Annotated in this window: 21 protein-coding genes; 17 read left to right on the top strand and 4 right to left on the bottom strand. The window is 53.8% G+C overall.

What is annotated here, in order from left to right:
* Nucleotides 1-4: 4 nt before the first annotated feature.
* Nucleotides 5-1669 (top strand): 5-guanidino-2-oxopentanoate decarboxylase, encoded by a 1665-nt coding sequence (locus NF683_RS03755; protein ID WP_253921289.1) that lies wholly within the window; start codon nt 5-7, stop codon nt 1667-1669.
* Nucleotides 1670-3130: an aldehyde dehydrogenase family protein gene (locus NF683_RS03750; RefSeq protein ID WP_253921288.1), complete on the top strand. Its 1461-nt coding sequence runs from the start codon at nt 1670-1672 to the stop codon at nt 3128-3130.
* Nucleotides 3131-3132: 2 nt separating this feature from the next.
* Here the strand turns inward: NF683_RS03750 and NF683_RS03745 are convergent, their stop codons facing one another.
* Both NF683_RS03745 and NF683_RS03740 read right to left on the bottom strand, forming a co-directional pair.
* Nucleotides 3133-4095, bottom strand: a complete 963-nt coding sequence (locus NF683_RS03745; protein ID WP_253921287.1) for a hydroxymethylglutaryl-CoA lyase — start codon at nt 4093-4095, stop codon at nt 3133-3135.
* 10 nt (nt 4096-4105) lie between these two features.
* On the bottom strand, nt 4106-5311 hold the full coding sequence (locus tag NF683_RS03740) for a CaiB/BaiF CoA transferase family protein (protein ID WP_253921286.1): 1206 nt from the start codon (nt 5309-5311) through the stop codon (nt 4106-4108).
* Between the two features lie 269 nt (nt 5312-5580).
* On the opposite strand from NF683_RS03740, the gene NF683_RS03735 reads away from it, so the two are divergent.
* On the top strand, nt 5581-6483 hold the full coding sequence (locus NF683_RS03735; protein WP_038478477.1) for a LysR family transcriptional regulator: 903 nt from the start codon (nt 5581-5583) through the stop codon (nt 6481-6483).
* Between the two features lie 18 nt (nt 6484-6501).
* Here NF683_RS03735 and NF683_RS03730 read toward each other — a convergent pair whose 3' ends face one another.
* On the bottom strand, nt 6502-7269 hold the full coding sequence (locus NF683_RS03730) for an SDR family NAD(P)-dependent oxidoreductase (protein ID WP_253921285.1): 768 nt from the start codon (nt 7267-7269) through the stop codon (nt 6502-6504).
* Nucleotides 7270-7577: 308 nt separating this feature from the next.
* Between NF683_RS03730 and NF683_RS03725 the strand changes: the two genes are divergently transcribed.
* From NF683_RS03725 to NF683_RS03665, 13 genes are all read left to right on the top strand, one after another.
* Nucleotides 7578-8558 (top strand): TRAP transporter substrate-binding protein, encoded by a 981-nt coding sequence (locus tag NF683_RS03725; protein WP_253921284.1) that lies wholly within the window; start codon nt 7578-7580, stop codon nt 8556-8558.
* A 113-nt stretch (nt 8559-8671) separates the two neighbouring features.
* Entirely contained in the window at nt 8672-9202 is a 531-nt protein-coding gene (locus tag NF683_RS03720) for a TRAP transporter small permease (RefSeq protein ID WP_456362360.1), read from the top strand.
* A complete protein-coding gene (locus NF683_RS03715) occupies nt 9199-10494 on the top strand; it encodes a TRAP transporter large permease (protein ID WP_089040727.1) in 1296 nt (431 codons plus the stop codon). The genes NF683_RS03720 and NF683_RS03715 overlap by 4 nt, the downstream gene beginning before the upstream one ends.
* 300 nt (nt 10495-10794) lie before the next feature.
* On the top strand, nt 10795-11067 hold the full coding sequence (locus NF683_RS03710) for a hypothetical protein (RefSeq protein WP_253921282.1): 273 nt from the start codon (nt 10795-10797) through the stop codon (nt 11065-11067).
* A 182-nt stretch (nt 11068-11249) separates the two neighbouring features.
* Nucleotides 11250-12356, top strand: coding sequence for a heparan-alpha-glucosaminide N-acetyltransferase domain-containing protein (locus tag NF683_RS03705; RefSeq protein ID WP_253921281.1), 1107 nt, complete (start codon nt 11250-11252; stop codon nt 12354-12356).
* A gap of 29 nt (nt 12357-12385) precedes the next feature.
* On the top strand, nt 12386-13477 hold the full coding sequence (locus NF683_RS03700; protein WP_253921878.1) for a serine hydrolase: 1092 nt from the start codon (nt 12386-12388) through the stop codon (nt 13475-13477).
* Nucleotides 13478-13532: 55 nt separating this feature from the next.
* Nucleotides 13533-13838, top strand: coding sequence for a peptidylprolyl isomerase (locus NF683_RS03695; protein ID WP_301396539.1), 306 nt, complete (start codon nt 13533-13535; stop codon nt 13836-13838).
* A gap of 58 nt (nt 13839-13896) precedes the next feature.
* Entirely contained in the window at nt 13897-14832 is a 936-nt protein-coding gene (locus tag NF683_RS03690; protein WP_253921279.1) for an ABC transporter ATP-binding protein, read from the top strand.
* Nucleotides 14829-15590, top strand: coding sequence for an ABC transporter permease (locus NF683_RS03685; RefSeq protein WP_089040732.1), 762 nt, complete (start codon nt 14829-14831; stop codon nt 15588-15590). Before NF683_RS03690 ends, NF683_RS03685 begins: the two co-directional genes overlap by 4 nt.
* Nucleotides 15591-15643: 53 nt before the next feature.
* On the top strand, nt 15644-16657 hold the full coding sequence (yejK, locus tag NF683_RS03680) for a nucleoid-associated protein YejK (protein WP_253921278.1): 1014 nt from the start codon (nt 15644-15646) through the stop codon (nt 16655-16657).
* A gap of 119 nt (nt 16658-16776) precedes the next feature.
* Nucleotides 16777-17229: a tellurite resistance TerB family protein gene (locus NF683_RS03675; RefSeq protein ID WP_089040734.1), complete on the top strand. Its 453-nt coding sequence runs from the start codon at nt 16777-16779 to the stop codon at nt 17227-17229.
* 90 nt (nt 17230-17319) lie between these two features.
* Nucleotides 17320-17913 (top strand): exopolysaccharide biosynthesis protein, encoded by a 594-nt coding sequence (locus tag NF683_RS03670; RefSeq protein ID WP_253921277.1) that lies wholly within the window; start codon nt 17320-17322, stop codon nt 17911-17913.
* 65 nt (nt 17914-17978) lie between these two features.
* Nucleotides 17979-18584, top strand: a complete 606-nt coding sequence (locus NF683_RS03665) for a YqhA family protein (RefSeq protein ID WP_253921276.1) — start codon at nt 17979-17981, stop codon at nt 18582-18584.
* Between the two features lie 352 nt (nt 18585-18936).
* Here the strand turns inward: NF683_RS03665 and NF683_RS03660 are convergent, their stop codons facing one another.
* On the bottom strand, nt 18937-19266 hold the full coding sequence (locus tag NF683_RS03660) for a hypothetical protein (RefSeq protein ID WP_089040737.1): 330 nt from the start codon (nt 19264-19266) through the stop codon (nt 18937-18939).
* Between the two features lie 381 nt (nt 19267-19647).
* Between NF683_RS03660 and fliD the strand changes: the two genes are divergently transcribed.
* Nucleotides 19648-20994: a flagellar filament capping protein FliD gene (fliD, locus tag NF683_RS03655; protein WP_089040738.1), complete on the top strand. Its 1347-nt coding sequence runs from the start codon at nt 19648-19650 to the stop codon at nt 20992-20994.
* The last annotated feature ends 41 nt before the right edge of the window (nt 20995-21035 follow it).

Raw genomic sequence — 21035 nt, 5'->3', positions numbered from 1 at the left:
TGTCATGAACGCTGACGCAATGCGCAATCACTCAACCATGACCTGTGCCGAGCTATTGATCCACCTGCTGCGCGAAACCTATGGCGTTCGAACTCTGTTCGGTATTCCGGGCGTGCATACGGTGGAGCTGTACCGAGGGCTTGAAGGTAGCGATGTGCGCCACGTAACCCCGCGCCATGAGCAGGGCGCAGGGTTTATGGCCGACGGCTATGCCCGCGCCAGCGGTCAGCCTGGGGTATGTCTGATTATCACTGGCCCGGGAATGACCAATATTGCTACTGCGATGGGCCAAGCCTTAGCAGACTCTATCCCCATGCTGGTGATCTCCAGTGTTAACCGCCGGGATACGCTGGGGCTAGGCCAAGGTCGGCTGCACGAGCTGCCCAGCCAGCAGCAGATGATCAGCGGCGTGGCACGCTTTAGCCACACGCTATTGGATGCCAATACGCTACCTGACGTGCTGGCCCGCGCCTTTGCGATCTTCAATGGTGCGCGCCCAGGCCCGGTGCATATTGAAATTCCGATTGATCTGTTCAATGCGCCGGTGAAGGTACCGGACAGTTGGCCAGCGCCAACGCTTTACCGAGCAGCGCCTGACCCAGAAGGGCTTGCCGAAGCTGCCCGTTTGTTAAAGGCCGCGAAGCAACCCTTGGTGCTGTTAGGTGGTGGCTGTGTGGCAGCGCCAGAGGCAGCGCGGGCACTGGTAGAGAGGCTTGATGCCCCGACGGTGACGACTATCAATGCCAAAGGGCTGCTGGGTCGCGACCATCCGCTGGATTTGGGCGCGAATGCCGCGCTGCCTGCGGTGCGCGAACTAGCGGCCAACGCCGATGTGATTTTGGCGGTGGGTACCGAGCTTGGCGAGACCGACTACGATGTCGTGTTTGATGGTGGCTTTCACCTCCATGGAAAACTGATTCGGATAGACCTCGACCCTGAACAACTGGTGCGTAACCAGCATGCAACGCTTGGTTTAGTGGGCGATGCCGGACGTAGCCTAGCGCTTCTACTCACTCATTTTCCCGAACCTTTGCAGCGCCACGGTGTTGAACGCGGTATTGAACGAACAGCCACTACGTTGAGTGCACTTAACCTGGTTAATGATCCGGCTTTTAGCGACTTCGTGCCGCTTTACAAGACCCTGGCTGACCATCTGCCTGAGGCGATTTTGGTGGGTGACTCCACTGCACCGGTGTATGCGGGCAACCACCTAGTCAGCCAGCCAGCGCCAAGGCGTTATTTCAATGCCTCTACCGGCTACGGCACCTTGGGTTATGGGCTGCCAGCAGCATTAGGGGCGCAGTTAGCTCGCGTTGATCTACCCGTGGTGGCGCTTGTCGGTGATGGCGGGGTGATGTTCACCCTTTCTGAGCTTGCTACCGCGGTGGAGGAACGCCTGCCGGTGGTGATTGTGCTGTGGCACAACGCAGGCTACGAAGAAATTCGCCGCTATATGGATGCCAATGGTGTGGCTCGTTTGGGCGTGGATATTCAAGCCCCCAACTTTCTTACTTTGGCCGAAGGGTTTGGTTGCCCAAGCGTGCGGGTAGAAAGCCCTGAGGAGCTTGCAAACTCACTCGCTAAGCGTGTTTCAAGTGGCCCGTTACTCATTGAAATAGACGCGGCTGCTTGGCAGCGTGCGTGCCGAATTTCTGACCAGGATACGTAGATGCCGTTACTCAACCAGCAAGTTATCAATCAGCAGTTCATCAACAACCAATGGGTTGCCTCAGCAGGCACGCGCATGCTCGATGTGATGAACCCTTATCGCGAAGCGCGTATTGCTCAGGTCACGGCGGGGGATGCGGTAGATGTCGACGCTGCCGTTAAAGCCGCTCAGCAAGCACAACCTGCTTGGCAAGCGCTGGGTGGAGCTGCGCGTGCAAAGTACCTAGATAGCTTTGCCGATGCGTTGGAGGCCCGCCGAGAAGCGCTAATCACTCTGTCAGCCACTAATAACGGTAAACCGCTTGCAGAAGCAGGCATTGACCTGGACGACGCGATTGCCTGTTATCGCTACTACGCCAAGCAGGCCAGGGCGTTAGATGCTCGCCAGGGCGAACTGGTCAGTATGGCAATGGAGGGCGTCGAGGCGCGTACGTATCATGACCCTGTGGGCGTCGTGGGGTTGATTGCCCCCTGGAATTTCCCGCTGGTGACAAGCGCCTGGAAGCTGGCGCCCGCGTTGGCGGCAGGCTGTACCGCAGTGCTCAAGCCGTCAGAGGTAACGCCGCTCCCCGAGTTGGCACTGGCGGAAATTGCCCTGGAAATTGGCCTGCCAGCCGGTGTGCTGAACCTGCTTAATGGCGACGGCGAGGGCATTGGCGCACCGCTAACCAATCACCCAGGTGTAGATAAAATTTCCTTTACGGGCAGTAACCGAGTCGGCGAAGCCGTTATGCAAGCTGCTGCCGTTCGCACTGCCAGTGTCTCCCTTGAGCTAGGTGGAAAATCGCCGATTCTGGTAATGGAAGACGCCGACCCCGCCCAAGCCGCCGACTGGGTAATGGCAGGTATCTACTTTAATGCCGGGCAAATCTGTTCAGCGACTTCGCGTTTACTGGTACATGAAAACGTAGCAGAAGCACTCTACACCGCCCTAGCTGAGCGGATGGATGCGCTAACCCTGGGCGACCCACTGGCTGAAGGCACTGACTTAGGGCCGCTGACCAGCGCTAAGCAGCGCGATGCGGTACAACGCTATTTAGACTTAGCAGCGCAAGAAGGCCTAACGGCAGTGCGCGATATTACCCATCGCACGTTACCCACGCAGGGCTACTTTTTAGCGCCGACGCTTTACCGTGATGTGCCGCTGGAAAGCCGCTTGTGGCAAGAGGAGATTTTCGGCCCTGTGCTCTGCGCACGCAGTGTTACCAGCGAAGAGGAGGCGATTAAGCTCGCCAACGATAGCGCTTATGGATTAGCTGCGACGGTGATTAGCGGTGATCCTGAGCGGGCAAAGCGCATTGGTCGCCAGCTAAAAGCCGGTAGCATTTGGTACAACAGCGAGCAGCTGGTGCTGCCTGAAACCGCCTGGGGCGGCTTCAAGCGCAGCGGCATTGGCCGTGAACTCGGCCCCTGGGGGCTAAGTGCCTACCTGGAAGTGAAGCATGTGATTGGGCCAGCGTAAAACTAACGCTCGGGCATAGCATAACGCCGGGATGACTTCCCGGCTTTTACCACTTGCCCGGGCACGTCGTGGCCGATAAGTGTCGGCAGGGTGGCGGCAACGTCAAGTAGCGCATCTAGATCGACGCCCGTATCGACCCCCATCGCTGCAAACATATGCACTAAGTCTTCGGTGCATACATTACCGCTAGCGCCTGGGGCAAAGGGGCAGCCCCCCAGCCCACCTAACGACGCATCAAAGCGATTAATGCCCGCCTGCCACGCCGCCAGCGCGTTGGCTAAACCCATGCCGCGCGTGTTGTGAAAGTGCAGCGTGAACGGCGTTTCCGGCCAGCGCTCAAGCACGGCGTCACACAGGCGCCTTACCTGGGCTGGGTTGGCCATGCCCGTGGTGTCGCATAGCGTGACGCCTTGAATGCCCAGCGCGATCAGTTGTTCCACCAGCGTAAGCACCCGCGTTTCAGGCACCTCGCCTTCAAACGGGCAGCCAAAGGCGGTCGAAAGCGAGGCGTTGATAAATACGCTGCTGCCTTGGCAGGCCTCCACAATCGCGGCAAATTGCTCAAGCGACTGCTCAGGTGTCATGCGCAGGTTTGCTAATCCATGGCTATCGCTTGCCGACATCACCAAATTAATCTCATCCACTTGGCAGGCAAGCGCGCGCTCCATGCCCTTAAGGTTAGGCACTAATACGCTGATATCGACGCCTGCCCGGCGCTGAATACCAGTGACAACCTCAGCGGCATCGCGCAGGTTAGGAATTGCTTTGGGTGACGTAAACGAGGTGGCCTCGATGCGCCGCAGGCCGGTGGTGGAGAGTGCGTCGATCCAGCGGATTTTATCGTCTGTGGGGACAAAGCGCGCTTCAATCTGCAGGCCGTCACGCGGGGCGACTTCATTAATTTCTATTTTTGTAGGACAAGGTGTTGTGGGGCAGAGCATGGGTTGACTCGTGGACTTGTGCATTGCGCTCTCCTTAAATAATGCCCGCTTGACGCAGTTTGGCGCGAGTTTCCTGGTCAATGCCCAGCTCATCCAGCACGTCATCGGTATGCTGGCCAAGCGCCGGGCCGCCATCGCCGAGTCGCCCAGGGGTAGCGCTAAGTTTGGGCAGTACACCGGGTACTTTTAATGGTTTGCCGTTGGGGCGGGTGAAGGTTTGAATCATTTCCCGCGCCAAGTAATGGGGGTCAAAGGCAATATCTTCGGCGGTGTACGGATAGCCTGCTGGCACACGTGCCTCATCCAGCGCTTTAAGAATCGCCTCTCTTGGGCGCTCTTCAGACCACGCTTGGATCGCTGCGTCGATCATTTCAGCCTGCTGGCTGCGGCCATCGTTGTGGGCTAGTGCGGGGTCGTTGGCCAGATCATCACGGCCAATCACGCCCATCAGGCGTTTAAAAATGCTGTCGCCGTTACCGGCAATCAGTACGTAATCGCCGCCCTGGCAGCGGTAAGCGTTAGAAGGCGTAATGCCGGGGAGGGCGCTGCCGCTAGGTTCGCGCACCTGGCCGCTGGCATCGAATTCCGGCAGTAGGCTCTCCATCATGGCAAATACCGACTCATACAGCGCCACGTCGATCTCTTGTCCCAGGCCGCTGCGATTGCGCTCTTGCAGTGCCAGCAAGGTGCCAATGACAGCGTAAAGCGCGGACAGCGAATCACCAATGCTCACCCCTACGCGTACCGAAGGCTCTCCCGGCTGGCCGGTGAGATAACGCAACCCGCCCATGGCTTCTCCCACTACCCCAAAGCCGGGTTTGTCGCGGTAAGGCCCCGTTTGTCCGTAGCCGGAAATATGCACCATGATTAATCGTGGGTTGAGTTTTGAGAGCGCTTGCCAGCCCAGCCCCCAGTTATCTAATGTGCCTGGGCGGAAGTTTTCCACCACCACATCAGCCTCGGTAGCGAGTTCGCGCACCAGCGCTTGACCCTCTTCACTGCGCAAGTCCAGCGCCACCGAGCGTTTGTTACGGCTCTGTACGTGCCACCAAAGAGAGGTGCCTTCCTCAAGCATTCGCCATTTGCGAAGGGGGTCGCCGGTGCCGGGCGGCTCAATTTTAATCACATCGGCACCAAATTCGCCCAACAGCTTGGTCGCAAATGGGCCTGCAATGAGTTGCCCAAGTTCAAGGACTTTCAGGCCTTCTAAGGGAAGCTGGCGAGCTTCGGGAGCGTGCATTAAGGCTCTCCTGGTCGTGTCGTTAATATTGTTGCCTACCAGCATGCGCGAGCCGCTTAGGCGCGACAATTAGGCAATGGGTAACAAAGGTTTCGTGACTGGCGAAGGTATGCGCTAGCATAGTCAGGTTACTTTTCAGGAGTTTGCCGAGTTGCGCCGCTTTGATTTTTTTACGCTCAAGCTGTTTATCTCTGTTGCAGACGAAGGCCGCTTGACCGCGGCTGCCGAACGCGAACAATAGTCAGGTTACTTTTCAGGAGTTTGCCGAGTTGCGCCGCTTTGATTTTTTTACGCTCAAGCTGTTTATCTCTGTTGCAGACGAAGGCCGCTTGACCGCGGCTGCCGAACGCGAACACCTAGCCCTTGCCGCCGTTAGCAAGCGAATGAGCGATCTTGAAAGCTTGGTCGGAGCAACGCTACTTTACCGTAAGCCCCGTGGCGTGGAGCTAACCCCAGCAGGGCATGCGTTTTTACATCATGCGCGGCGCATACTCGACAATGTTGAGCGCTTACAGGCAGAGCTTAGCGAGTATGGTGAAGGCGTGCGTGGGCATGTGCGTATTCATTCCAATACCTCAGCCATTATCGCGTTTCTTCCCCAAGATCTCAGCGCGTTCTCTCGCCACTACCCTGAAATCAAAATCGACCTGCAAGAGCGGGTTAGTAATGAAATTATTGCCGCTGTAAGGGATGGATTAACCGATATCGGCATTTTTGCTGGGCATGTGGCTGCGCCAGACTTACAGATAATTCCGTATCGGCGTGATCGCTTAGTGCTAGTAACGCCTGATAAACACCCGTTAGCGGAGCGAAGCAGTATTGCCTTCAATGAAGCGCTCGCTTTCGACTTTATCGGTTTGCAGCAAGATGCGTCACTGCAAGCGCTATTGCTTGAGCAGGCTAATCTATCGGGAAGAGCGCTGCGAATGCGCATTCAGGTACGTAGTTTTGATGCTATTTGCCGCATGATTCACCATGGCATGGGGGTCGGCGTGCTACCAGAACAAACGATCTACCGCGAGCTAGGTGATCTGCAGCTTAAGAGCATCCCGTTGAGCGACGCCTGGGCCCAACGGGAGCTTGTGATTGGCGTGCGCCGCTACGCGACGCTTCCTGTTACGGCAAGGCACATGGTGGACCTGCTGACCGCAGAAAAGCATTCAGCGTTATAAAGCTCATCAAATCGGCGCTTAATCCCGCAGTATCGAAGGGGCCGACCACTGCTGACAAAGCGGCATCACCTCTAAGCGCGTGATATTGATATGCGGCGGAAGTGAGGCTACATGGAATGCTTGGTCGGCGATATCCTCAGGCTGAAGTGGTTTCGCTCCTGCGTAGTAGCTATCGGCTACCTGGTGGTCACCTTTCATGCGAACCAGCGTAAATTCACTCGCTGTCATCCCCGGGGCGAGGTCGGTCACCCTAACGCCCTGGGGGCCAACGTCGCAGCGCAGGTTATAGCTAAATTGTTCTACAAAGGCTTTGGTGGCGCCATACACATGCCCACCAGGGTAAGGCGTATGAGCGGCGATAGAACCCAGGTTAATTACCGTTGAGCCAGGGCCAGCGGCGATGAGCTTTGGCAATAGGTGGCGCGTGACAGTCACTAACCCTTTTACGTTGGTATCAATCATGCGATGCCAGTCATCCAACTCAGCGTTTTGAGCTGGCCCCTTACCCAGCGCTAGCCCTGCACTATTGATCAGTGTATGCACCTGCTGAAAGCGTTCTGGCAACGCCGCAACCACGTTGGCAGCGTCTTGTGGGTTGCTGACATCCAATTGAGCGATGTGCACAGGTACGCTGTTTTTCAGTGAGTTATAGAGCGCCTCTAAGCGAGTTTGACGCCGTCCTGTTAACACCAGTGACCAGCCCGCTTGGGCAAAACGGTGGGCACAAGCAAGGCCTATTCCAGAAGTGGCGCCGGTAATAAACACGACGGGTGCGACTTCGTGCATGATGAAAGCTCCTGGCGAAAATGGCGGTTGAAGCCGCGGCTAAGAACAGCAGACAAGCGCCATTGAGATAGCCTAAGGGTCCAGTGGGTATTCATCTTTGGTCGTACGCTGATAATAGGGCGCGTAGTTTAGCGCGCTATAGCGGCGTTTCTAGCCATCGTATTTGACGAAGTCAGCCTTCATAAACGTCGATTTGAGCCGCTTGGCTGCTTGTTTCAAGATCAATCAAACAGCAAAAATGCTGTGATAGGTATCACGCTTAATAACCATAACCACATCCAATAACGACAACCGTAGAGAGTCATCCTATGCGGACAACATTGCTTACCACGCTGGCCACCCTGGGTATGCTAACGGCGGCCCCCTTTGCCTTGGCAAACCCGATCGAAATTCAAGTTAACAACACCATGAGCGAAGGCGGCTCCGAAAGCGCAGCAGTCGAGCGCTTTGCCGAGTACCTAGAAGAGCAGGCACCGGGCCGTTTTGAGGTGCGTCCTTTTCTAGCAGGCTCACTCGGTGGTGAAAACGCGGTGCTGGAACTGCTCAATTTAGGTCAAACCCAGATTTCTATCACTGGCGGCAACTGGCGCCAGCAGTATGCGCCAGAGTATGACGCTATTACCGTGCCGTTTGTTTTTTCAACCTGGGACGAAGTCGATGCCTATATGGAAAGCCCTTCTGGCCAGGCATTGATTGATCAGGCTGAGAACCAAGGCGGACTTAAGTATTTTGGTTTGCAGCACCGTGGCCCACGCCATATGACCGCCAACAAGGCAATCAATAGCCCTGAAGACTTAGACGGCTTCCGTTTGCGTCTGCCATCGCTCCCCGTGTGGCTTGAGGTGTGGGAAGAGATCGGCGCTCAGGTAGTGAACGTTCCCGCGCCGGAAATTTACTTGGCCATGCAAACAGGTCAAGTCGATGGCCATGAAAACTCGCTCTCCTCGCCCTATACCCGCCGCCTGTGGGAAGTACAGGATCACATCATTATGACCAGCCACGTGCAGTTTCCGTGGAGCTGGATAGCCAGTTCACGCTGGTGGGATGGCTTAGAAGCCGATGATCAGGCATTGATCGAAGAGGCGATCGACGTAGCTCGTCAATACGGTTCAGAGCAAGAGCGTGAACTTGACGAGTTCTATCTAGAAGCGCTGCAGGATGAAGGGATGACCATCATTGAGCCGGATGTGGCACCTTTCCGCGAAGCAGCGTTGCCTGCGATTGATCGTGTCATGGCCGATATGGCTGATGGTGTGCGTGAAGATGCGTTAGGTAATGAAAGTCAGTAATTGCCTGCGCTAAATGAACAACGGCGGCCTATCGGGCCGTCGTTGTAGTTTTAAAAGATACCTATTTAAGTTAAGCCTTATTAAGCCTCAGGAGCGTTACCGTGGATTCAGCTATGCCGCCCAGAAACGGGCCGGATAGAATCACTTTTTATGTGTTGCGTTACACCACCCGTCTTTGCGATGGGATAGGTGTTGCGTTAATGGCCGCGATATTACTGCTCATTGTGTCTGCAGTGGTGGCCCGGGACCTACTTGGGCTGGGGATGCCCTGGACAGAAGAAGTTGCGTCACTGCTGGCCATTTATGCCATTGGCTTTGGGTCTATCTCTGCGTGGGTACGCAGTGAGCATTTAGTGGTTGACCTGTTCAGCCACAAACTTTCTAGCTTAGGTAAAAATATACAGTATCGCCTTACTTCGCTGATCTCTTGCGGCTTTTTTCTGCTCGCGGCATGGGGCGCGTGGATTATGTCGGATATGAGCGCCAACAATAAAACCGTTTCGTTAAGTATCAGTTTCAGCTACCTCTACTACGGTATCTTCTTTAGCTTCGCAAGCATGGCGGTCATCGCCCTTTGGAAAACGCTGCGCGGCCCGGTTTTCTGGCTTGAAGCACCCCGCGAAGAAGAGGTGACGGCACCATGACTGAATTACTAATTTTCGTTGGCGGCCTGTTGGTGCTAATGGCTATCGGGCTGCCTGTTGTGGTTGCCATCGGTGTTACTTCATTTATTGCTTTGGTATTCACCGGTACCGGAGGGTTGCCCGTTGAGCTACTGCCACTGCGGATGGTGCAAACGCTCAACAACTTTACACTGTTGGCCATTCCGCTGTTTATTCTGGCTGCCAATATTATGAATATTGGCTCAACAACCACGCGTATTTTTGACTTCGCCACGGCATTAGTAGGCTTTACCAAAGGCGGTCTTGGTCACGCTAACGTAGTGGCCAGCTCTATTTTTGCCACTATGTCGGGTACTGCTGTGGCTGACGCGGCGGGTCTTGGCAGCATTGAAATTAAAGCCATGAAAGAGCGTGGCTATGATGTGGGTTACGCCACTGGAATTACCGCCGCCTCTAGCGTGATTGGGCCGATTCTGCCGCCCAGTATTGCGCTGGTAGTGTATGGCTGGTTGGCCAACGTGAGTATCGGCGGGCTGTTTATGGCGGGGCTGCTGCCCGGCATTTTGATGGCATTACTGTTGATGGGAATGACGGTAATGCTCGGGGCAACAGGCAAAGTAGTGATGCCTAAGCCTACGCCGTTTGATGCCTGCGAGGTCGTCCGAACCGGCAAGCGCGCTATTCTGCCCTTGATGATGCCCGCCATTATTGTCGGTGGTATTTGGGGGGGCTTCTTTACGCCAACGGAAGCGGGCGCCATTGCCTCGCTCTATGCGGTTATTTTAGGCGGCTTGATCTACCGTGACTTAAGCCTGCGCGACTTGTTTAATGCTTTCCAACGTACCCTTATGTTCAGCGCCGTGATTCTGCTGATTATTGCGGTATCCAGTTTTTACGGCTGGATTTTGGTGCGTATGGGCATTCCACAAGCGTTGGCGGGACAAGTGGCCAGCATCGATATGCCGACGATTGCGTTGCTGCTCTGCTTTGCGCTGTTTTTCCTGCTTATCGGCTGTTTCATGTCGGTCATCGAGAGCATCCTGATCTTCACTCCCATTGTGGTGCCTGCTGCGCTAAGCGCGGGGTTAGACCCTGTCCATTTCGGCATTGTGATGGTCATTACGCTTTCAGTGGGGGTTATCACACCACCCTTTGGCACGGTGCTGTTTCTAATGGTAGGCATTACGCGGCTACGCTATGGGCAGGTGGTCAAAGCGGTGTTGCCATTCCTATTGCCTATTCTGGCCACCATTTTATTGTTGATCGCGATACCTGGCCTTGCCACGTGGCTGCCTCGGGTGATGGGCTATTAATTGCCTAAAACTCAATTGACATGATGCAGCAGGACCCATGTGCCAGAGGTAAACAATAAATCGCTAATTAAATATCGGTGCGCGATTAGGTGGGCATGCATTGTTTCTATTCAAGATTCTGTATTCAATGTGTTTTTTATTTTATTGGCATGGCTTGGTATGGCGGCTGCAGTGTATTGGGCAAGAACGAAGTGTTAGGAAGACATGACGTTCTTGCCACTAACCAACGTTTTCAAATGATCGAATTTTTTGATTACCGAAAACCAAAGTGAAAGCGAAGCCATACCAGGAGGCATGACTATGAAAAAGGAAGCTCTCAAGAAACTTGGCATTTTAGGCGTATCGTTTGGTTTAATCGCTAGCCCGCTGGCCTTTGCCGGCATGGAAGGCGACGATGATTACGAGCCTGCTCCTCAGGAAGAAACGACCCAGGATGAGCAAGGTGCTTACAACTCCTTCGACTCTGAGCAAGAGCAAGGCGCTACCAATGAAGGCGTAACCACTGAGTACGAAGAGGAAGAAGAGGAGCAAGGCACATGGGAAACTGAAGAGGAAGATGACTCCGGTTGGTAACCCATGACTGCTAAAGGATTAACTTCTATTCCGGTTCACGGATGAACCATGAAATGCCTCGCCAGTTGCGGGGCATTTTTGCGTTAAAAGATGCCACATAGGGCGTGAGGATAGGGCGTAGGGAATGAATAGGCTATGGTTAGAGTTCTATTACTAACATCAGCCACAAGGACGTTGCCGACGTGTTGAACTGGCAGGAGGTTCCACAGCTTCCTAAAGCGCAAGGGCGAATCGAAGCGATTGATCTCGCGCGTGGTATTGCCATTGGGCTGATGATTATCAGTCATGCCGTTAGTGGTTTAGTAGGCATGCGTCATGTGCCCGACTGGGGCATGGTGCCTATCCACTTTTTGACTAAGTTCTCGTCTTCACTATTTATTTTAGTGTTCGGTATCGCGCTGGCGGTGGCCTTCTTATCTCACACGCAAATTGACGATTGGCCCCAGCGGCGGTTAAAGCTATGGGTAAGGGCCATTGAGGTTTGGTTTTGGTATAAAGCGCTGATTATTATCGAAATGCTCCCCTTTAGCTCGCCTAGCGATATTGTTAATACGCTGCTCTACGGGCGGTTTGCTATCTGGGTAGAGATTCTCGGCTTCTATGCCATTGCCTTGCTATGGGTGCCATTAATATTGCCGCTGTGGGCGCGAATGCCACTGTGGGGACGTTTGGCGACCATCGCAGGATTAACGGCGCTTTCAGCATGGCTACAAGGCGTTTCCTTTGGTGGCTATGACCTCTTAAAAGCATTTCTGGTAGACCATGAAGAGCACTATGCTTGGGGGCAGCTTAGTCGCGCCCCACTCATATTGTCTGGCTTATTGATTGGCGAAGCGCTGTTACGCTGCTATTTCGATGCCGCTTTACGCCGCCGTTTAATTCTTTGGCTGGTAGGGGCGGGGGCGCTGATGGTCGCTGCTTTTTATGGCATCGCCATCGCCGGGGGCGATGTTTATGGTGCGATGGTGGCGGTGGCTCGTAATGTGGGAAAACACCCGCCAGGGATAAACTTTACGCTGTTTAGCGTGGGTGGCGCGCTGGTACTGCTCGGGCTTGCCTTAGCGGGTGGAACAGCCGCTGCGAAAGTACTGTTGCCGATCACGCTCGTTGGTAGTGATGCGCTCAAAGCCTTTATCTTCCATATCGTGATGATTTTTCTGGTACTGCGCTTTTTATTGGAAGGCGAGGGGGCCTACAGCTACCCGCAGGCGCTAGGCGTTGGTGGCTTGTTAATACTCGGCGCCGCGCTGTGGATTTGGCTAACCCGCTGGATGGCGGCTCATCGCTAAACGCGAGCAAACTAACGGGAGTTGACGATTTGCGACACTGGATACAGCGTGGGCTGTTGGTAGTCGCGCTGTTAATAGCGCTGCCCGTTTATGCAGACTGGTATTATGCAGTTGATAAACAGAGCCGCTGGCAGGGTGACTTAAACGCCCGCATGGCCACCATCGAAGAGGTATTTGGTGGGCAGCTGGGCGTGTATGTGCAGAATCTAGCCAGTGGCGAAGCCTATGCCTGGAAAGCCGATGAACCATGGTATTTGGCATCGCTGATAAAGGTACCGGTGGCTGCCCAAGTGTTGGCCGAGTATCAAGCTGGCAGGCTAGCTCTTGATGAGCGGGTTACCCTGGCACGCAGCGACTATGTGGACGGCGCAGGCCCGGTTAACTGGCATGACCCAGGTACGCCTATTTCCATCCGTTATTTGTTGGAACAGATGATCACCGTTAGCGATAACACTGCCTCCGATATGCTGATTGATCGTGTAGGGCTTGAGGCAGTAAATACACGGGTAACGTCGATGGTGGCCGCAAGCGGAGGAAAGCCCGATCATATAGGGCCAATTAGCAAGCTCGTTGGCGTACGCCAAGGAGTGTATGGCCAGCTTCATCCAGATGCCCAGGACTTAGGTGGTTTAGATTTTATGGCGCTGCGCAAGCATCCCGTTAGCCAGCGCCCGGTAGCGTTGGCCCGTGCCCTTAGCGTGCGCCAAGATGCCTTTGCGCAACCTGACTATGACAGTGCCTTTGATGCCTATGAAGCCACGGGTGAGAACGTAGGCACGCTGCGCGCTTTCGGAGATGTGCTAGCCTCACTTCACCATGGGGGTATGGCGGATTTGAATAGCGAGCAGCGCCAAACGCTGTTGGCGGTAATGAGCCGTACCTCCTCTGGCGAGCGCCGCTTGAAACAAGGGTTGGGCAGTGACATTCATTTTGCCCATAAGACCGGGACACAGCACCGTCGCAGCTGCGATGCGGGTATTGCCTCGCGCATTTCGTCAGCCCAGGGGCCTTGGGTAATTGTCGCCTGTAGCCGAGGCCCGCTTTCGGTAAGCGCCCATGAGCGCGCCTTGGCAAGTGTTGGTGATGCGCTACGTTTTAGCGGAGCGCTCGCTGGGCCTTAATCAAGCTAACGCTAGCGCCTAACCCTGTAGCAGCATGATAAACTGATACGCCGCTTTGGGGCTTTTTAATAAGGAGTTTGTTATGGCAAGTGCCAGCGCCCGTCATATTTTGGTAAGCAGTGAAGAGCAGTGCAACACACTGAAGCAAGAGATCGAAAATGGTCGTGATTTCGCAGAAGTGGCCAAGCAGCACTCTAGCTGCCCTTCTGGCCGTCAAGGCGGTGACCTGGGTAGCTTTGGCCCCGGCCAAATGGTACCGGAATTCGACAAGGTCGTTTTCAGCGGTGAGCTGAACAAGGTACACGGCCCGGTCAAAACTCAGTTTGGTTACCACCTGTTGGAAATCACTAGCCGCAGTTAATGGCGCCGAACATCCGTCAAGCACCGCGGCAATGCTGTCGCGGTGTGAGGAGCACGCCTTGAACGATCCCATTATTACTATTGAAGGCTTGAACAAAACCTACGAAGGTGGCTTTCAAGCTCTTAGCCGTGTGGATTTAACCATTCAGCGCGGTGAAATTTTTGCCCTGCTTGGCCCCAACGGGGCGGGCAAAACAACGTTAATCAGCGTGGTGTGCGGGCTGGTGAATCCAACCCAAGGCCACGTCGTCGTCGATGGCTATGATAGCGTTAGCCACTATCGTCAGGCCCGCGAACGTATTGGTCTTGTGCCTCAAGAGCTGACCAACGAAGCCTTTGAAACGGTATGGAACACGGTCAGTTTTAGCCGTGGCTTGTTTGGCAAGTCGCCCAATCCAGCGCATATCGAGAAAGTGCTTAAGTCGCTGGCCTTGTGGGACAAACGCAACAACCGTTTGATGACCCTTTCCGGTGGCATGAAGCGCCGTGTATTGATCGCCAAAGCGCTCTCTCATGAACCACGCATTCTATTTCTAGATGAACCCACCGCTGGGGTAGACGTCGAGCTACGCCGTGATATGTGGGAAGTGGTGCGCGGGCTGCGGGATAATGGTGTCACGATCATTCTCACCACCCATTACATTGAAGAAGCCGAAGAAATGGCCGACCGCATTGGTGTCATCAATCGCGGTGAGATTGTCTTGGTGGAGGAGAAAGCAGCGCTGATGAAAAAGCTTGGCAGCAAGCAGCTAACGCTGCAGCTGCACACGCCGCTCTCTGCGTTGCCTGCGTCCCTTGATCAAGACGAGCTGAGTTTGGCAGCCGATGGCTACGAGTTGGTGTACACCTACGATGGCCGTCAGGAAGAGGACGGGCGCGGTATTTCTGCCTTGCTCACTCAGTTGGAAAGAGCGGGCATTGGCTTTAAAGACCTGCACACCCGGCAAAGCTCGTTGGAAGATATTTTCGTCGACTTGGTAAAGGAGCGCCCATGAATCTCTACCCCGTTCGTGCCATTTATATGGCGGAAATGGCGCGTACTCGCCGTACCTTGCTGCAAAGCATTGTGTCGCCAGTGATTTCAACCTCGCTTTACTTTGTGGTGTTTGGCGCGGCGATTGGTTCACGCATCAGCGAAATTAACGGGGTCAGCTACGGGGCCTTTATTGTGCCCGGTCTGATTATGCTGATGCTACTTACTCAGAGTGTCTCTAATGCCTCGTTTGGGATTTTCTTCCCGAAGTTCTCCGGCAGCATTTATGAAATTCTCTCAGCGCCCATCTCTTATTTAGAAGTGGTGGTGGGCTATGTAGGCGCTGCTGCCTCGAAATCGATCATTCTGGGGCTGATTATCCTGGCAACGTCCAGCTTATTTGTGCCGCTGGAAATTGCTCATCCGATTTGGATGCTCACCTTCCTGGTGCTGACCGCCGTCACTTTCAGCCTGCTGGGCTTTATTATCGGTATTTGGGCGGATGGTTTCGACAAGCTGCAGTTGGTGCCTTTGTTGGTGATCACTCCGCTAACGTTTTTGGGGGGCAGCTTCTATTCCATTGATATGCTGCCGCCGTTTTGGCAAACCGTGACGTTAGCCAACCCCGTGGTCTACTTGGTCAGTGGATTCCGTTGGAGCTTCTACGGCATTGGCGATGTTAGCTTAGCGGCTAGCGTGGCAATGATCATGCTCTTCCTGGCGGTCAGCCTTGCCACCATTGCCTGGATTTTTCGCACTGGCTATCGCTTAAAGCCTTGAGTGCGCCAATGTCTTATTTAGCTGTTCTTCTGATAAAAAGGTAACTCCCGCTTATGCCGCTACTGCAAAGTATTGTGCACCGCCTTGATCCATCACTAGATGGTGAACGTTTGACCGTCACGGCGGCACCAGCGTCAACACCCGCGGCCAACGACGACCCTGTGATGGCAAGCTTGGTGAATTCGCTAAATGACACCTACAACACCAAAGCCAAAGGGTGGGGGCGATTTGCTGAGCAGGGCGAGCAGGCTGGTCCGCTGGTAGCTTGGCTACGGGCGTATATGGCAGAAGAGCAAGATTTTACCCAGCTTTCTATTGCGATTGCCGAACGCTTGGCGCAAACACTGCAAGAGCAGCTCTCCGTTAGCGGCTACTTAGTGTTCGCACATCTACGCCAGGGCGATACCGAGACGCTGTTTTTAGGCTTGGTTCATCAGCGGGAAGGTATTGGCATTAACGCAGAGCACCAAGCAGTGCCCGCCGCGCAGCTTAATACCAGCCAGCTCACCTTGGCAGCACGGATAAACCTTACCCAATGGCAGAGCGACTCTGAAAGCACACAGTATGTGTCGTTTTTAAAAGATCGCGGCGGCAAAAAGCTAGCCGATGGCTTGATAGCCCTGTTGGGAATGGAAGAGGGCATTGATGCCCCCGCCGAAACCCGCACGCTGTTGAAAGCCTTCAGTGATTACGTCGAAAAAGAGGACTACGACGACGAAGCCAGCCGAGAAAAAACTGACACCCTGGTTGACTACGCCAACGAGCAGCTGCGCCGTGGCGAGCCAATGACATTAGAAGAACTTTCAGAGCTGGTGGACGAAAAGCAGCCCAAAGCGTTTTACGACCATATCCGGAATGCTGACTACGGCCTTTCTCCAGAAATTCCGCCGGACAAGCGTACTATCAGTCAGTTCCGCCGATTTACCGGGCGCGCTGGGGGCGTATCGATCAGTTTTGACTCCCACCTGCTCGGGTCCAGCATTGAGTACGATGAAAACCAGGATCGCCTGATTATCAAGCAAGTGCCCAAGCAGCTAAAAGAGCAGTTGGCGAAGCGTAAGGAGTGAATCGTGAATCGTGAATAGTGATTGGTGAATAGTGAGGCGAGGGTGGGCGCTTAGGCGTAAAGGGCACTAAGTGCCATATCGCCAGTCGAAGTGGCAGGTTTATTAACAGGAGAGAAACCGTGCTGGATGCCATTAGCAATTTCTTCCAACGCGCGCTGGCAGAACCTGAGCAGCGTGATAATCAAACCCTGACGCTAGAACTCGCAACGGCGGCGCTGCTCTGTGAAGTCATGCGTGCCGATTACGATAAAAGCGATGCTGAACGCGCCGCACTGAAGCAGATGTTAATCAGCCGCTACCACTTAAGTGACAGCGACGTTAACGAGTTAATGACATTGGCGGAAGCAGAAGTGGATGATGCCGTCGATCATTACCAGTTTGTTAGCCTGATAAAAGAGCACTACGGTTATGAGCAGCGCTGCGAGTTGGTAGCGTTAATGTGGCAGCTTGCTTGGGCTGACGGCAGTATCGATCCACTCGAAGAACACCGTATCCGGCGGTTGGCAGATCTTTTACACGTTAGCCATAGCGATTTTATTCGCAGCAAGCTTGCCAGCACGCCCCAGGCCTAGCGGCTCCCTTCCGGCTCAGCAGAAATCCCCAGCCGTCGACATAACCATTAATAGACCCATTGATACAGGGCTCGGAGCGCAGAAACGCCAATGAGTGATATGCAGGATGCATCGAACTTAACCGAACTGCTTAACACCATGGAGCGAATGGAGCGTGAAAAAGCCAAGGTAAGCGTAGACGACGTGGTTCACGCGGTGGGCAGGCGTTCATTTGGGCCACTATTGTTGCTTGCTGGGCTAATCACACTTGTGCCCATTATTGGTGATATTCCCGGTATGCCAACGCTTATGGCGGCGTTGGTGTTGCTCACGTCGGTGCAACTATTACTGGGAAGAGAAACGTTCTGGCTGCCCAAATGGTTATTAACCCGTTCGCTTTCCCGCAACAAATTCGATAAAGCCATTCACTACATGAAGAAGCCCGCTAGATGGGTGGATAGTTTGCTGGGTGTGCGCCTAGCGTGGATGACTGGCTATATCGGGATACGCGTCACCGCCGTGATGTGCTTGCTTATCGCGTTAGCCATGCCGCCGATGGAGTTTATTCCGTTTAGCGCCAACGGCGCGGGTTTGGCGCTTACCTTGTTTGGTTTAGGTTTAGTCGCCAGAGACGGCATTATGCTCTCGCTGGGTTTTCTACTCACTGGAGTTACGTTTACGGTTGTGCTGGTCAACGTGCTATAAGTTCGCGTACGACCATCCTAGCGCCGCCTAAGCTGGCGGTTTTATAAAAGGAGCAAGCACGCACCATGTCTGATCCAGCGCCGTCTGAGTCATCATCACCGAATTCACCATCGCCACATTCAACGCTGCCGCCTGCGCCCAAAACGCCCCGTGAACAATCCCCCTGGGAGCGGCGGATTGAAACAGTGCTTTGGAATTCTCGCTTTCTGGTAATGCTGGCGGTAGTGCCAAGCCTGTTGGGCTCACTGATGCTGTTTATTGTGGGTACGCTGGATATCTTAACCGTGGTGGGTGATGTACTGCGCTACTACCTGGTGGATAGCTCTCAAGATATCCACGACACCCTGGTGCCGGACATCATCATCGCCGTTGATGTTTATTTAATAGCGATTGTGCTGCTGATCTTTGGGCTAGGTATCTATCGGCTGTTTGTTTCCCGGATCGACCAGGCGGAAGTGCGCTATCCCAAGCATCCGTTTAACGTAGGCTCACTGGATCAACTCAAGGACAAAATTGCCCGCGTGGTGATTCTGGCGGTGATTATTGAGTTTTTCCGCGCCGTGGTGGATATCCGTTTCACAACGCCACTGGAAGCCATCTACCTCGCGCTTTCAGTGCTGGCGCTGGCCGCAGCGCTTTATCTGATGAGCCTAGGGCATAAGGGGGAGTGAGACGAATCGTCGTACTTTCTCTTAAGAGAGCGATTCAATGCCCACCAAGGGTAAATTACGCAAACATAACCAATCACTGCTAGGCTAGAGATGTTATTTCAAGGTGTTGCTTTCTTTGAAGCAAGCCTTTAAACGCAAAAGCAAGGAGTGCCGTTATGCGTAACATTATCTATATTATTGGTCTAATCGTTGTTGTGCTGTTTATTCTATCGCTGCTTGGACTGCGCTAAGCACACCGCGCCAATAGAAAAGCGCCCGCAGCCCTTTTTTTCAAGGGCCTGCGGGCGCTTTGTATTTAAAACGCTGTATTTAGAACGTCGTATTTAGAACGTGCAGAGCAAAGCAAACGCGATTACGCGCAGTCGGCAGCTCCCTGGCCAAACATATCAAACATTAGCTCCCGTCCCATAGACGTCAGTACGAAGCGGTCGTAATCATTAAATTCAGCGGCACCGCTCTCTTCAAGCACCCGTTGGCATGTTTTCCAACTAGGGCAATGCCCCTTCAAATGAGCCAACTCGCGTCGGGCAAGGCCACGCTGCGGCAAGGTAATGGTTTCGAGTACATGGCCGTTATCGTAAAGCAGCTCGGCAACGGTAGAAAGGCAGTGGCGTAGGCTGCGCTGCACATGATAAGCGGCAGACGCTACGCTGGATGCGGGTTGTGACACCTCGGAAGGCATAAGTCGTTCTCCTGCAAATAGCCCTAAAATGGGCTTGTTGCAGTGCATTATAAAGCAATGCGGGTATTAGACCAAGGTCTATGATGGATTGATGTCAAAGCAACCGCCGACCTTTTTCTGACATATTTCTGTCATCTAGATAATTCAACATGTGGGCCGCTAGGGGAAAAGCAAAAAGTATTAATTAAAATTGATGGTGTTATGCCTTTTTAGCTTTATGTAAGCGTCATTCTTTACAATTCATTACTTTTTAGTACGTAAAAAAAGCCAAATAGGCTCAAGTCTAAGCTTTAATGGTCGATAGTATTAAATATAAATCACATTCTTACGTATGAGCAGCGCCAGCGTGTTGGGCGTTATTTAAAAAAAGGGCAGTAACTTATGGCTTCCATTTCATCACTCGGTATTGGCTCAGGGCTCGACCTCAACGGCTTGCTGGATCAACTGCAAGATGCTGAGCGAGGGAAACTGAAGCCTATAGAGCGTCAACTGGAAACCCAGCAGACCAAGATTTCTGCTTATGGTCAGCTGCAAAGTGCGCTCTCCAAATTTCAAACTGCCTCCGCTGAGTTAAACGACAGTGCGCTTTACGAAAGCCTTTCCACGAATGTGGGAGGCGATGCCATTACTGCCACGGCAGACGGCGAAGCGCAGCCCGGTAGTTATAACGTCACCGTTGATACACTCGCTACCCGTGGCACGCTGGCCTCTGAAGGAGTTGCCGAACTGGACGCGCCGCTAACGACCACTGAGCAAACGTTAACCTTCACATTCGGTGATGGGGCCAGTAAAGAGGTCACCATCGGTGCGAATAGCAGCCTGGAAGATATTCGCGATGCGATTAACGCTAGTGAGGATTCAGGCGTTAACGCCACCATTGTGAACGACGGCACCAACTACCGGCTGGCGCTTAGTTCCAGTGAAACCGGTGCGGATGCCTCTATTAGCGGCTTTAGCTTTTCAGGCACCGAGCCCTTCGCTGCGGACACCGATAACACCCTTCAAGCAGGCACTAATGCTGCGTTGACGGTGAATGGCATTGCCATTACCAGCCCTACCAATCAGGTGGAAGGGGCGATTCAAGGCGTGACGCTTAATCTTCAAGAAGAGGGCGATAGCACCGTGGCAGTCGAGCAGAATACACGCGCTGTTCGTGAAGCAATTACGGGCTTTGTCGATGCCTATAACGAGCTTAAGGGCACCATCGGCGAGCTGACCAGTTACAATGCGGAAACCGGCGTGGCAGGCGAGCTGAACGGCGATAGTACGGTGCGCACGGTGGAGTCACGCATGCGCAGCATATTAAGTGGCGGTATCGAAGGTGAGTTCTCGATGCTTAGTGATATTGGTATTTCACTACAGCGGGACGGCACGCTTTCTATTGATGAAAGCGAGCTGGATAACGCCATTGTCAATAACCAGAATGCGCTGTCGGTGTTCTTCGCTGGTGACGCCGACGATTCAGGTATGGCAGGCCAGCTAAACCAGGGCCTAGACCAGTTATTAGGTACGAACGGGGCTGTGAAAGGCGCTATTACCGGGGCGGAAAATCGTGTGGAATCCCTTGTAGAGCGCTACACCCGAACAGAACAAACCATTGAGCGGACCATCTCCCGCTACCGTACCCAGTTCGGCCAGTTGGATAGCATGCTTGCCCAGATGGACCAAACCAGCGACTATCTAACCCAGCAGTTTGATGCCCTCGACGCTCAGCTTGGGCGTAAATAGTCGCTAAAGTAATTGGGTGGTTGTTGAACGCCTACGCTAAC

Origin of the sequence: Halomonas sp. MS1, assembly GCF_024182575.1 — a bacterium.
In the GTDB taxonomy this organism is placed as follows: Bacteria; Pseudomonadota; Gammaproteobacteria; order Pseudomonadales; family Halomonadaceae; genus Vreelandella.
The sequence above is the reverse complement of the archived record's forward strand: the minus strand, read 5'-3'. Positions and strand labels throughout refer to the sequence as shown.

Bases quoted from the DNA above. Each gene is read 5' to 3' on its own strand.
- NF683_RS03670 (WP_253921277.1), top strand. From the start codon at position 17,320: ATGAGTGATATGCAGGATGCATCGAACTTAACCGAACTGCTTAACACC.
- NF683_RS03725 (WP_253921284.1), top strand. From the start codon at position 7,578: ATGCGGACAACATTGCTTACCACGCTGGCCACCCTGGGTATGCTAACG.
- NF683_RS03665 (WP_253921276.1), top strand. From the start codon at position 17,979: ATGTCTGATCCAGCGCCGTCTGAGTCATCATCACCGAATTCACCATCG.
- NF683_RS03750 (WP_253921288.1), top strand. From the start codon at position 1,670: ATGCCGTTACTCAACCAGCAAGTTATCAATCAGCAGTTCATCAACAAC.
- NF683_RS03755 (WP_253921289.1), top strand. From the start codon at position 5: ATGAACGCTGACGCAATGCGCAATCACTCAACCATGACCTGTGCCGAG.
- NF683_RS03720 (WP_456362360.1), top strand. From the start codon at position 8,672: ATGCCGCCCAGAAACGGGCCGGATAGAATCACTTTTTATGTGTTGCGT.
- NF683_RS03710 (WP_253921282.1), top strand. From the start codon at position 10,795: ATGAAAAAGGAAGCTCTCAAGAAACTTGGCATTTTAGGCGTATCGTTT.
- NF683_RS03740 (WP_253921286.1), bottom strand. From the start codon at position 5,311: ATGCACGCTCCCGAAGCTCGCCAGCTTCCCTTAGAAGGCCTGAAAGTC.
- yejK (WP_253921278.1), top strand. From the start codon at position 15,644: ATGCCGCTACTGCAAAGTATTGTGCACCGCCTTGATCCATCACTAGAT.
- NF683_RS03685 (WP_089040732.1), top strand. From the start codon at position 14,829: ATGAATCTCTACCCCGTTCGTGCCATTTATATGGCGGAAATGGCGCGT.
- NF683_RS03730 (WP_253921285.1), bottom strand. From the start codon at position 7,269: ATGCACGAAGTCGCACCCGTCGTGTTTATTACCGGCGCCACTTCTGGA.
- NF683_RS03715 (WP_089040727.1), top strand. From the start codon at position 9,199: ATGACTGAATTACTAATTTTCGTTGGCGGCCTGTTGGTGCTAATGGCT.
- NF683_RS03660 (WP_089040737.1), bottom strand. From the start codon at position 19,266: ATGCCTTCCGAGGTGTCACAACCCGCATCCAGCGTAGCGTCTGCCGCT.
- fliD (WP_089040738.1), top strand. From the start codon at position 19,648: ATGGCTTCCATTTCATCACTCGGTATTGGCTCAGGGCTCGACCTCAAC.
- NF683_RS03745 (WP_253921287.1), bottom strand. From the start codon at position 4,095: ATGCACAAGTCCACGAGTCAACCCATGCTCTGCCCCACAACACCTTGT.